This window comes from Bacteroides sp. OF03-11BH (assembly GCF_003604005.1).
Classification (GTDB): domain Bacteria; phylum Bacteroidota; class Bacteroidia; order Bacteroidales; family Bacteroidaceae; genus Bacteroides; species Bacteroides ovatus.
The window spans coordinates 1148-13745 of record NZ_QTMW01000047.1; the positions used below are offsets into that span (position 1 = coordinate 1148).

Annotated in this window: 15 protein-coding genes and 1 tRNA gene; 14 read left to right on the forward strand and 2 right to left on the reverse strand. The window is 33.0% G+C overall.

Features of this window, described 5'->3' with window-relative positions:
• From DXA54_RS22975 to DXA54_RS23015, 10 genes are all read left to right on the forward strand, one after another.
• The coding region (locus DXA54_RS22975; protein ID WP_243647675.1) for a DUF3871 family protein at window positions 1-768 on the forward strand (768 nt) is incomplete at its 5' end.
• A 56-nt stretch (window positions 769-824) separates the two neighbouring features.
• Window positions 825-1085: a hypothetical protein gene (locus DXA54_RS22980; RefSeq protein ID WP_120080804.1), complete on the forward strand. Its 261-nt coding sequence runs from the start codon at window positions 825-827 to the stop codon at window positions 1083-1085.
• Between the two features lie 261 nt (window positions 1086-1346).
• Window positions 1347-1934 carry a tyrosine-type recombinase/integrase gene (locus DXA54_RS22985; RefSeq protein WP_008021212.1) on the forward strand — a complete coding sequence of 196 codons (588 nt, stop codon included), beginning with the start codon at window positions 1347-1349 and terminating at the stop codon, window positions 1932-1934.
• Between the two features lie 734 nt (window positions 1935-2668).
• Window positions 2669-3355: a hypothetical protein gene (locus DXA54_RS22990; protein ID WP_133304695.1), complete on the forward strand. Its 687-nt coding sequence runs from the start codon at window positions 2669-2671 to the stop codon at window positions 3353-3355.
• Window positions 3356-3357: 2 nt separating this feature from the next.
• Window positions 3358-5001: a trypsin-like peptidase domain-containing protein gene (locus tag DXA54_RS22995; RefSeq protein WP_120080770.1), complete on the forward strand. Its 1644-nt coding sequence runs from the start codon at window positions 3358-3360 to the stop codon at window positions 4999-5001.
• Window positions 4986-5645 carry a hypothetical protein gene (locus DXA54_RS23000; RefSeq protein WP_120080772.1) on the forward strand — a complete coding sequence of 220 codons (660 nt, stop codon included), beginning with the start codon at window positions 4986-4988 and terminating at the stop codon, window positions 5643-5645. The genes DXA54_RS22995 and DXA54_RS23000 overlap by 16 nt, the downstream gene beginning before the upstream one ends.
• 5 nt (window positions 5646-5650) lie before the next feature.
• Window positions 5651-6289 carry a glucosaminidase domain-containing protein gene (locus tag DXA54_RS23005; RefSeq protein WP_120080774.1) on the forward strand — a complete coding sequence of 213 codons (639 nt, stop codon included), beginning with the start codon at window positions 5651-5653 and terminating at the stop codon, window positions 6287-6289.
• The gene (locus DXA54_RS23010; RefSeq protein ID WP_120080776.1) at window positions 6252-6833 is read left to right on the forward strand and encodes a hypothetical protein; all 582 of its coding nucleotides are present in this window, start codon (window positions 6252-6254) and stop codon (window positions 6831-6833) included. Before DXA54_RS23005 ends, DXA54_RS23010 begins: the two co-directional genes overlap by 38 nt.
• Window positions 6830-7000 (forward strand): hypothetical protein, encoded by a 171-nt coding sequence (locus tag DXA54_RS28285; RefSeq protein WP_243647677.1) that lies wholly within the window; start codon window positions 6830-6832, stop codon window positions 6998-7000. The genes DXA54_RS23010 and DXA54_RS28285 overlap by 4 nt, the downstream gene beginning before the upstream one ends.
• On the forward strand, window positions 6990-7217 hold the full coding sequence (locus DXA54_RS23015) for a hypothetical protein (protein ID WP_120080778.1): 228 nt from the start codon (window positions 6990-6992) through the stop codon (window positions 7215-7217). The genes DXA54_RS28285 and DXA54_RS23015 overlap by 11 nt, the downstream gene beginning before the upstream one ends.
• Here the strand turns inward: DXA54_RS23015 and DXA54_RS23020 are convergent.
• Complete coding sequence (locus DXA54_RS23020) at window positions 7212-7556, reverse strand: hypothetical protein (protein ID WP_120080780.1); 345 nt, start codon at window positions 7554-7556, stop codon at window positions 7212-7214. The genes DXA54_RS23015 and DXA54_RS23020 overlap by 6 nt on opposite strands.
• 297 nt (window positions 7557-7853) lie before the next feature.
• On the opposite strand from DXA54_RS23020, the gene DXA54_RS23025 reads away from it, so the two are divergent.
• Window positions 7854-8045 carry a hypothetical protein gene (locus DXA54_RS23025; protein ID WP_120080782.1) on the forward strand — a complete coding sequence of 64 codons (192 nt, stop codon included), beginning with the start codon at window positions 7854-7856 and terminating at the stop codon, window positions 8043-8045.
• Between the two features lie 223 nt (window positions 8046-8268).
• Window positions 8269-9591 (forward strand): leucine-rich repeat domain-containing protein, encoded by a 1323-nt coding sequence (locus DXA54_RS23030; protein WP_120080784.1) that lies wholly within the window; start codon window positions 8269-8271, stop codon window positions 9589-9591.
• A gap of 346 nt (window positions 9592-9937) precedes the next feature.
• On the opposite strand, the gene DXA54_RS23035 is transcribed toward DXA54_RS23030, so the two are convergent.
• A tRNA-Met gene (locus tag DXA54_RS23035) sits at window positions 9938-10011 on the reverse strand.
• Window positions 10012-10234: 223 nt separating this feature from the next.
• Here DXA54_RS23035 and DXA54_RS23040 point away from each other — a divergent pair.
• Both DXA54_RS23040 and DXA54_RS23045 read left to right on the forward strand, forming a co-directional pair.
• Entirely contained in the window at window positions 10235-10621 is a 387-nt protein-coding gene (locus DXA54_RS23040; protein ID WP_004299081.1) for an START-like domain-containing protein, read from the forward strand.
• A 76-nt stretch (window positions 10622-10697) separates the two neighbouring features.
• On the forward strand, window positions 10698-12596 hold the full coding sequence (locus tag DXA54_RS23045; RefSeq protein WP_120080786.1) for an LptF/LptG family permease: 1899 nt from the start codon (window positions 10698-10700) through the stop codon (window positions 12594-12596).
• The last annotated feature ends 2 nt before the right edge of the window (window positions 12597-12598 follow it).

Genomic DNA, 12598 nt, shown 5'->3' on the forward strand with positions numbered 1-12598 from the left:
ACGTTTTTCAGTGGTGAAAGTATTGATAAGCCCGATATTCGTGTAAGTCACATTATCAAGGGGAGAATACCCGAAGCAATACACAAACCTGCAAATCAACTTCTTGAAAGTGATAAGACTATCTACTACGAAAGATGTGCTTTTATTATTCAGATTCCTACGATTTACGAAACGGTGAACGGAAATAAGCTAACTCTTACTATTGGTGGTGTTCGTGCTTATAATCACACTAATCTTTATTCAAAGAAAGGAGCGGAGAAGTTTAAAATTTGCATAGGGTTTAAGAATCTTGTTTGCTGCAATTTGTGTGTATCAACAGACGGTTTTCTTAGCTGTTTGGAAGTAACTAATACCAAAGATTTATATCGGGCTGTATTGGAAATGTTTCAGAGTTACCAACCTGCAAAACATCTGCATTTAATGCAAACACTTGGTAACTCATATCTCACAGAACATCAATTTTGCCAATTACTTGGGAGAATGAGACTTTATCAATCATTGCCACAAGGTTATCAGAAAGATATTCCACGTATGTTATTTACTGATACACAGATTAACAATGTGGCTAGGGCTTATATCAATGATGAGAACTTTGGTAGCTTGGGAAGTGGCTTGTCTATGTGGGAATTCTTTAATTTGTTAACTGGAGCGTGTAAAAATAGTTATATCGACACGTTTTTGGATAGAGCGGTAAATGCAACCGAAATAGCAACGGGAATAAATGCCGCTTTGCATGGAGACACTAAATATAAGTGGTTTATTGATTGATTAAACAGGGGAATATTCAGAAATGGGTATTCTCCTATTTTATTAATTGTATTGCAATGGATAAAAAGAAAGAAACTATGGTTAGAAAGATTGAATATCTGAAAGAAACAATTTGTCATTGTGAGAATAATCTCCAATATATAAAGAGGTTGCAAACATTGAAATATTGGTTGCTGAAATTAGATGTCTTATTGGATAATTCCAATGATGAGATTTATAGAAAGTATTTCTATTCAGATAAGGGACATTCTTTCTTTGATAGAATCTGTTTATCAATAACAGACTATCAATATGGAAATAAACCGTTCAATTATTAATCTATTTAAAATAAAGAATCATGTTTTATTATAAGATACTTGTTTGGCTCTTTTGGGTGGCATTGTCTTTTATAACAGGTTGTGTTCCGTTAATCTTGCTTATTCTTTTAGTTGGCTTATGGGATATTGAAGAAGCAAATAATCGTCACTAATATACAAAGTGAATATTTCATTATAAATCAGTAAGTTAGCTTTATAGGTTGCTTGGTGGTATTGGTGGAATATTCACTTTTATTTATTTACTTATAAAATTGAATATTTATGAGCTTGAAATATAGTAATACAACAGCCGATTATCTACAATGGGGAGAAGCTATGAATCTAGTTCGTTCTCTTTATAAAGATGAAGATTATAAGATGTCCCTACTTATTGCAATAGGTTGTTTTTGGGGACTACGAATAAGTGATATGCTTGCCTTACATTGGAAACAGATTTTAAATGTTGATGAATTTACGATAGTAGAGAAGAAAACAGGAAAGCAGCGTACTATCAGAATTAATCAGCAGTTAAAACGGCACATTGCAGATTGTTATAAACAGATACAACCGATTGGAATAAATGCACCTATTTTAGTAAGTCAGAAAGGAACGGTTTACAGAGTGCAAAGTATTGATGTATTATTGAAAAAAATGCAAATCAAATACAAGCTATCGGTTAAAAACTTTTCATGCCATTCATTAAGAAAAACATTTGGTAGACAGGTGTATAATATGAATAGCGATAATTCAGAGTTGGCACTTGTTAAGCTAATGGAATTATTTAATCATTCTAGTGTATCAATTACTAAGAGATATTTAGGGTTGAGACAAGAAGAGCTATTAAATACTTATGATTGCCTTACTTTTTAATAAACAATAGTTCTTGCTATTACAAACGCTTTTCGTAACTTTGTGGCAATTTCAGATGCCTAATGTGTTAGGACTGAAAGGACATATTACGAAAGGTGTTATTGAAATTATCTTCTTAGATTAAACTTCGCAACTTTAATTTTTAGCATGAAGATGATAGCAATAGCACCACATCATTTGGTATATACCTATCTTATATGTTTTATAAGGTTTTAGATATTATCAAACTGGTGTGGGTTGCTATTGTTTTATCCATGCTAAAGGTAATGCGAAGACCTAATCTAAGGATAAAACAAATATAGTTCCCACACCTTTTTTATTGTATAACAGTATCTAAAGGGAATAGGGTACATAAATGTGTTGAATAATATGGAAACAAATATATAATTATACCTACTGTAGCAAGGCTTATTAAGCAATGTTGCCAATTTTGAAAAACAATCGTAATCCATTTCTATTAAAGAATATCAATTTTTATACTTATGAGAAAAGTTCTATCAGTTATAACATTCATATTAGCAATATGGCAATGTACCTATTCATATTCTAAAGATATTGTATTTCCTAACGTAAAACATGCATCTCAAAATAATATTTTTATAAAGAAAATAACGATATTGAGTGCACATACACAAGTGGATTTCCTGTACAGGTCTAATGAGAGTAATTCACGTTATATCTATTTATCACTCCCTAAAGATGGAAACAACTCTATGTATTTAAAGGTAAAGAATATGAAGTATAAACTTTTATTTACTAATGGAATAGCTAATAAAGATGGACAAACGGTATGTCACCCAGGGCAAGAAATTGAATTTTCTGCAATTTTTGAGGCTATACCTGAAAACACAGAAGAATTGGATATAATTGAAGGAGACACAGGGTCTTGGCATTTCTTTGGAGTTCAATTAAAAAGCAATAATACTAATCAACAGGAATTGTGTCGACTTAGTATTATTAACGCTTACGAAAATGACAGAGACATTACTTCTATTATTAAGAGCAGAAGGGCGTATTTAACGTTATACTTAGATAACGGTGAGCTTTGTTTGGCTAATGTACATCCTTTACATAACAGCCAATCATGGGGGAAACTGATTGTTGAAGACTATGAGAGAGCAAGAACTAATGATGGGAGTATAGATAAGATTAGTTATGCAAAATGGTACTATCAAAATTCTTATGATAATAAAACAGGTGTTGCACTAGTTGCAATAGGTCAACGAGAATATACTAATATGGCTTTTGTACAAATCTCAACAGATAATAATATTCTGTATTACACAACAGAGATTCAAGGGAGCATGGATATTATACAACAAGATAAAAATGTGAAAACGCATACACCCAAATCAAAGAATTCAAATACACCAAATAAACGGAGAACATTACAAAAGAATCCTAATTTTAAAATTGAATAAATATGAATAAGAATATATTTTTGATACTTGGTGTTATATTAGCATTCTTTAGTTCATGTCAAAAGAATCTGAAGGATATTATACATGATACAGAGAGTGCAACATTTATAATCTATACTTACGATGAATACGGAGCTCCATTAGGTAGTGGCTCTGGCTTCTTTATTGATAGTGATGGTACAGGGATAACAAATTACCACGTGTTGGATGGTGCTGTAAAAGCAATGCTTAAAACTAGCGATGGGAAAGAGTACGAAATAGATAAGGTATTGGCTTCTGATAAAAAATGGGATATTATTAAGTTTTCGATAATAGCTCTATCTAATCAAAAATTTCCTTATTTAGGATTTGCTACTAAAGGCATAGAACAAGGAGATAGAGTTTATAATATAAGTAGTCCTTTAGGATTAGAGAAAAGTGTTTCTGATGGAATTGTGGCGTCATTAAGGAATGATAAACAACATGGTGATATTATACAGGTAACTGCACCTATTTCTCCAGGAAGTAGTGGTAGTGCATTATTGAATGAAAAAGGTGAAGTGTTTGCTGTTGCGACATTTAATCGTACAGGAGGGCAAAATCTTAATTTTGGGGTATCTATAAATAAAGAAAGACTTACTGCATTGACGAGTAATGATTTTAATCGTTTTAATCCCAAATTTAACAATAAAGAAAATTTTATTATCTTGAATATACCTAATGAAAGGAATAGTGAAGTGGTTTTGAATGCTATAGAATTTAAAGATGATGTAACAATCGCATATCTTTCATATACGAATCTGAATCTATCTATGGGGGAAATGTATATATGGTGCGAGATAGATAAAGGCGATGACGGTTTTCTTATTCATGACTTAGATAACAATAGTAAATATTATGTTACTTCATCAACGATAGGAGTAGATAAAATGAATGGGACAAAAGTATCTTTGGCTTCTAATTATAAGTTCAAAGTGTTTTTTCCACCAATCAAATCGACTTTGCATAAAATTAGTATTACTTATGGAAATACCTCAAGAGGATGGCAATTTAGAAATATTGATTTAGATAAATACAAATCAAATTTTACTGTTGATATGGATAGTTATCAAAAAGAATATGCTTATTCTACTATGCATGAAGGAAACTTTAATGAAGCTATTGATATATTTACAAGTATATTAAATGAGAAAGCCGAAGATATTCAATCTCTAAATGCCTTAGGTATAATATCTTATGTTGTTGATAACAATAGAGATGCAGAATCTTATTTCAGTCAAGCAATAGAATATCATCCTAATAATCCAATAGGATATATAAACCGTTGTCACCTATATAGGTCTCAAAAAAGGAATGAAGAAGCTTTGCAAGATATAACAAAAGCGATAAATTTGAATAATGCACAGCCAGATAATTATGCTCAACGGGCATTTATTTATATGGATATGAATATGTGGGATAAAGCTGAATCTGATTGGACTAAAGCATTGGGTACAGATGATTTTAAACGAGATGCAATGGCGTATTATAATAGGGCTATCTGTCGTATCTATTTGAATGAGAAAAAGGTAGCTTGTGAAGACATTCAGATTGCATATAATCTAACTAATGATACAGAATTAGAACAAGAATTGAATGACTTGTGGAATAAATGTGGTTGTTATTGATTAGGAAATATTTATGCATAGTTATACTACTATTATGTATTGGTAATAAGAATACTGATACACTGATTACTGATAGCTTATCTATATATGACAATCATCCTACTTTGAAAATATCAGAAGCTAAGCATTTGCAATGGGTAGATTCTGTATTAGGAGTAAAAGGTGTTAAACTGATTGATTGCAGAAATGGGATATACCAATATGATGATACAAGGTTTTATTGGAATAGAACTTTTGATTATTTCTTGGTATATCCTTCTAGCTTTACGCATGGAGAAGAATCAGATTTAAGTAATGGCAATCATTTCGTAAATGAAGATAGTACAATCTGTTTGAATGTGTATGCTACTTACTTCGATGTTTTTAAAGATGATTATTCGCTTCATGAATGGTTTGATATTATGATTGATACAGAATTAGAACAAGGTAATAGAATTGTCAAGAAAGATATTACAGACCATAGTTATACTATTGAAGGCAATACTAAGGGGGGTAGATGTTTTTACGGTAAAGCTACTTGTAAAAAAGCTTATGAACGTGAGATTGTTGTAACAGTGAAATTAAAGTATACAGATTCAAGAAGAAAAGAGGTAGAGAAGCTTTTACCAAATATATTCAAATATGTCTCAATAAATGAGTTGTAAAAACAATGGTGTTACGAATTGAAGATATATCTTTCATTGGTGTATATATAAATGATAGCTTTAGAGACTTTAAAGATATAAATGATTATGCCAATTATCATGTATCATTACTAAATAACAAAAGATATCAAGCTTTTAGTGGTGGAGATTTTATTGATAGAGTAGTTAAAGGAGGATATGCTACTGACCCTAATTATAAGAGAGCATTATCTAATGTATATAATCAGATAGCTAAAGCCCAAGAAGGAATGAAGATTCCTAAATTAAAGGGGGCAGGAGAGTTAAGAGCTAGAATATTAAGACAGTTCAATAGAGAAAAAGCTGCCAACAGAAATGAAGAACAATTAATTGGCTTCAATTGGAGTAGATATAAATCTAATAAACCTAAGCCAGAAACTACACCTACTCAAAGTGAGCAGTTAGAGAATGGCGGTGTTATTAAATATCAGAATCCTTCTAATGGGATTCAGAGGTTAAGTCAGAAAGCTATTGCTGATAGTTTAAATTATGGTTGGGAAGGACAAGACAACTTTAATAAAAGACAGAGTAGATATGCAAACGTTGACCCTACTGGAAACTTCTATAGTCCTGGTGATTGGATATCAAATGGGATGGAGAACTCTATGGGATTCCAGCAGAGATAATAAAGGTACTCCACACGAAGAAGCACTATATTTAAGATACCTAGGAGGTAAGAGGGATGCTACACAACTTCCTCAAACTTCAATTAGATTTAGCAGGGATTATGATATAACTGATAATGCATATCCTAATAAAGAGTATGTTGGATTACCTAAAGAACAAAAGGATGCTATTAGAGACAATGTGGTTACTAATATGCAATCAGAACTAAAAGAAGGAGTTTGGGCGCAGGTTAAGGACAATGTTCGAAGAAGCAGAGACCAAAGAGGAACAGGTAATGCTTTATCTGGATTGGGCAAATTTGGATTGCGTAATAACAATAACAGTGGGATATTCGATATAGCAGATACTTATGATTATCCTAGTTGGATTCCAATTCCAGATAGGAACAAAGGTTATGAACTAGAAATTAGAGATACTATATGGACTAAAGATGCTAAGCCTGAACTTTATAAAGTTGAGAACGGATACTTGCCATATAATGCTAGTCCATTGCAAAAATGGGCTAAGAAAGAAGTTGACCAACTAATAAGACGATATAAATGAAAAAGATAATTATTGCCCAAATACTCATAGCTATTATAATTACTATGTTTGATAAGGCATGTGAGATAATACTAAAAGGGCCTTGTGTTTGGGATATACAAGATGTTGTGGCATTCATTATATTAGATATCGTATTAATAATTAAACAAATGAATTATGGAAAATGAATTAAATAAATGGATTAAAGACACGGAGGTTAAAGGACTTAAAATACGACTACATAATAATGTATATGGAACGTTAATAGCCATATTTAGAAATGATACAAAAAAGATATGTGTATGTGAAATAGATAATGCATACACGTTCAACGAAGCGGAAATAAATAGTACAGATTGGAAATTGGCAACTTACATTCCAGTAGAAATATTGAAAAATCTATGAATTATGTTGAATATTCTCCTCGAATGGATTACCTTTTATTAAATCAATTTCGTCATTTTCCATTTCCTTTAGATATAGATAGTGACATATTGCAACAAAATTAGATTTGCCGATTATGTTTTTATCATTTTCTTCATGCTCTCTAAATCTCTTGGGAGGGTTTTCGTCTTTACCACAGTAAATAAGACGTATATTATCATTAGAATCAATATGGAGATATACATATATGATTCCAAAATCCTTTTGAAATTTTAGATTTGGAAGAGTGGAAATAGGGTAAATAGAATGAAATTCATATTTCTTCCCCGATTTACCATAGAGAATAAAAGGAGACTGCATAATCTTACAATTTTAAAACTAATAATCGCAAAGATAGTAATTAAAATGATATAATAACAAATGCTCATGAATAAATGAGATTCATAACTTTCGTAAGACAAATGTTTACTTCACATTCAGGAATCTCGTCTAAGCGAGTGTGTGGAGTAATAGGGTGGGTTGTTGCAGTTGCAGTACTTATATATTGTACTATAATGTGTATACAAGCACCATTAATGATAGATACATTTTTAATATGTGTTATGGCTTTATTAGGAATAGATTCAGTAACAGGTATTTGGAAAAAATTTAAAAGCAATGAAGGAAATTCTGAAGAAAATAGTAAACTTCCTAAAACAAAGTGATAAACTAAAACATTGTTTAGTTAATCTTTTAGTGATGTTAATTGCTGGAAGTATTAATATTTGGCTAGGTATAGGTCTAGCAGCAGGTTTATCGGTAGGTAAAGAGTATTCGAAAACTCTTTCCATATATAAAAACAGCATTTGAAGAAGTTCATTTGCTGTTTTAAATATAAACAGCAAACTTTTCTATTAACCTATAATATTTCTTTGTTATCAATTTTATATAAATGATAAAATAGGGCTAGTAATGCCAATAAACATAATAGAAGAATGGTATATTTTAGAATTGAATGTATATTTGTGGGTATGTTTTAATGCTACAATATAATAAAAAATTGGTAATATTGTTTTTAGATAAATAGAAAGATATGAGGTATAGAGCTATTTCCGAATTAGTGGAAATCGGTGCTGCTTATGATGCAGCTATCGAAAACTTTCCGGACAATTTAGAACCAGATTCAGTTGAAGGTAGGAGAGAGGTAATCTCTTCTGCCTTAAACTATTTAAAAGATAATGGGATAGTCCCATCACAACAAAGTCTAGGTCTAATTCAAAACGAATTGATTAGATACGATAGAGATGGTTATGAAGGTATATTTGGCTTTGCCACAAATGAAAAAGAAACCAGAGACTTGATAGAGCAGAATTGGGATATAGATGGTTTTATTGTTTATGTAAATTTGGAATGGAGTATACCTACAAATAAACTAGCTAAATATATAAAATCAGATATATTTCCGATAATTCATAATTTAAAAATAGAGGGAATACTTTGTTTTGAAGATTTTGATATTATTAGAAAAATGGAGAACTTGGTTTTTATCAATCTAAGGAATACCATAATATTTGATGCGAAGTCTAAACAATTTGGTTCGATTCCAGAGGCTGCATTTAAAAGCATGAATATAGTTTCTGTTGTACTGCCTGAATCTATTAGAATTATTGGAAGAGCGGCATTTGAATGTTGTAAAAAACTACAATCAATCAGCTTTCCTAAAACTGTAGATTCGATAGAAAGTTTTGCTTTTCATTGTACGGGCTTGGCTACTGTAACGATACCTGATACAGTGAGAACGATAGGGCATAGTGTTTTTGCAGATTCTCCAAATTTGACTACTGCTGTTGTTGGTGATGGATTAGAGGATTTAGGTAAATTTACATTTAGTAAATGTAAAAACTTAAAATTTGTACAATTAGGACAAAATCTACAGGTTATTGATTATGGAGATTTTGAATATTGTTCCAATATTTCTTTTATTGTACTGCCTAGTAGACTGTCGGAAATTGGGGATAATGCTTTTTATGGTTGTACAGGATTGTCATTTTTAGTATTTCCCAAAAGTTTAAGGTATATAGGAAACTATAGTTTTGATAGTTGCTCTGGATTGGTAAAGCTTTATATCGGTGATAATATAACTTACATTGGGCATAGTGCTTTTGGGCATTGTGCTAATCTCGAAGAAATAACTTTATCTGAAAATGTGGCTTCAATTCAACATAATGCATTTAAAGAAAGTCTAAATTTACGTACAATATATTGTAAAAGCAAGAATCCTCCTTCAGTTTTAGAAAAACATTGGCATGGAAGTAATAAACGAAGTATGAATCTATATGTGCCAAAAGGATTTAGTAATAGATATAAGATACAGGAAGGATGGCGTTTTTTTAATATATATGAGGAGGATATATGACTATAATTTATTTGAAATATGGAGCTTAGATGTCAAAATTTGCAATTGTAGAGAGTTGGATTAAAGATGATTTTGTTTGACTTTCATCAACTTTGTTAGTTAGAAAGTAGAATAGAAGGCAGCATTTGAAGAAATTCATTTGCTGTTTTTTATAGTTTTCTATCTGTTTCTTTATTAAGAAATGGATTTTTCGTATTTTTGTGATGATAACTTAATGTCAAATCAGAACAGGTAATTAGGAAATCGTTAATTAGCGTCACCTATGGCGTCACCTGCCACCAATTGATGTATAAAAGAAAAAGGCACCCAAGAGTGGAAGCCTCTCAAATGCCTTATTCTTATCAAGTAGCGGGACCCGGGATTGAACCGGGGACCTCATGATTATGAATCATGCGCTCTAACCAGCTGAGCTATCCCGCCATCGTTTCTCGATTGCGGGTGCAAAGATAGATGATTTTTTATAATCTCCAAAACAATTCATAACTTTTTTGTGTTTTTTCTTTAATACGGGCCTTGATTTTCCCTATAAATAGGGAGTTTGATGCCCGATAATGAAAGAATAATTAATAAAGTGTCTGATTTATGCAGCGTATTTAGAAAAAAGTATTTATCTTGGCACACGTAAAAACAATTCGAAATTGCTATGAAAAAGGAAAAGATTCATTTGGAGTATTTGTTGAATGCAACATCTAAAAATATTCTTTGGGGAGCTATTAGTACACCGACCGGGTTGGAGGACTGGTTTGCAGACAAAGTTATTTCTGACGATAAAATAGTAGAGTTTCATTGGGGGAAGACAGAACAGAGGAAAGCAGAGATTATTGCTATTCGCTCTTTCTCTTTTATCCGCTTCCGTTGGCAGGATGATGAAAACGAACGCGATTATTTTGAAATCAAGATGACTTATAATGAGCTGACTAGTGACTATGTGCTGGAAATTACCGATTTCGCAGAGCCGGATGAAGTAGATGATATGAAAGAATTGTGGGAGTCGCAAGTAGCTAAATTAAGAAGAACTTGTGGTTTTTAGTTAACTTTCAACTAAAAATTTTCGATGCTCCTTTTTTTGTGCTAATTTTGCATCCTAATTGCACGAACCTATTAAGATGCTACGCATAAAGAAATTAGATATATTCATCGTAAAGAGTTTTTTGATGCTCTTTATTGGTACATTCTTCATCTGTCTGTTCATATTCATGATGCAGTTCCTGTGGAGATATGTAGACGAATTGGTCGGAAAAGGGTTGGAGATGAGCGTTATGGCTCAATTCTTCTTTTATTCCGCATTAACATTAGTGCCAGTATCGTTGCCATTGGCAGTGTTACTGGCTTCTTTGATTACTTTCGGTAACTTTGGCGAGCGTTATGAATTACTTGCAATGAAAGCTGCGGGTATTTCTCTACTTAAAATCATGCGTCCGCTCGCTTTCTTTGTTTGCGGACTTGTCGGTGTCTCATTCTATTTCCAAAATGTTGTTGGTCCTATCGCCCAGGCTAAGCTGGGAACCCTGATTCTTTCGATGAAACAGAAATCTCCGGAGTTGGATATTCCGGAAGGAGTTTTCTATTCTGAAATAAAGGATTATAATTTAAAGGTAGCTAAGAAGAACCGGAAGACCGGTATGCTATATGATGTGCTGATTTATAATATGAAGGACGGATTCGAAAACGCACATATTATATATGCCGACTCCGGACGTCTGGAGATGACTGCAGATAAACAACATCTCTGGTTGCATTTATATAGTGGCGATTTATTCGAGAACCTGAAATCGCAGAGCCTGAAATCGCAGAATGTGCCTTATCGGCGTGAATCATTCCGGGAAAAACATACCATTATTGAATTTAACTCCGATTTCAATATGGTTGATGGCGACATTATGGGCAAGCAGTCCAGTGCTAAGGATATGGCGCAGTTGCAAAGCTCTATCGACTCAATGACGGTAGTGGGAGATAGTATCGGACGACAGTATTACAGGGAAGTGGCAGAAGGAAATTTCCGTCCTTCTTATGGATTGACAAAAGAAGATACGGTCAAAATAGAAAAGGCGGATATCCATGAATATAATGTGGACAGCCTTTACGAAGTAGCCTCTTTAACGCAGAAACAGAAGGTGCTTTCTTCTGCTGTCAGTCGGGCGGAGAATGTGGCCAACGATCTTGGGTTCAAGAAATTCACGATGGAGAACAACGATTATAGTATTCGCAAACATAAGACGGAATGGCATAAGAAGATAACGATTTCACTCTCTTGTCTGCTGTTCTTCTTTATCGGAGCTCCATTGGGTGGAATCATCCGCAAAGGAGGGTTGGGAATGCCGGTAATTGTATCCGTGTTGGTATTTATTATTTACTATATCATTGATAATACAGGATATAAAATGGCCCGTGACGGTAAGTGGATAGTATGGATGGGAATGTGGACAAGTAGTGCGGTCCTTGCCCCATTAGGAGTTTTCCTTACCTATAAATCGAATAAGGATTCTGTTGTGCTTAATGCAGATGCCTATATCAACTGGTTCAAGAAGATTATGGGAATCCGTAGTGTACGCCATATATTTAAGAAAGAAGTGATTATCCATGATCCTGATTATCCACGTCTGACTGGTGATTTGGAACAACTCACAGCAGAGTGCAGAGCGTATGCTGCCAAGAAACGATTGGAAAAAGCACCCAATTACTTTAAATTGTGGATGTCAAGCGAAGATGACAACGAAGTAATGGCTATCAATGAGAAGCTGGAAGCGTTGGTTGAAGAAATGTCCAATACGAAATCTGCCACTTTGATCGGTGCATTAAACAATTATCCGGTTATTTCCGTTTCTGCCCATGTGCGCCCGTTCCATATATATTGGTTGAATCTGGTAGCCGGAGTTATTTTCCCTATCGGTTTATTTTTCTATTTCCGCATCTGGGCGTTCCGCGTTCGTCTGGCTAAGGATATGGAACGGATTATAAAGAACAATGAACAAATTCAATTCATCATACAGAAAATCAATAAATAAGT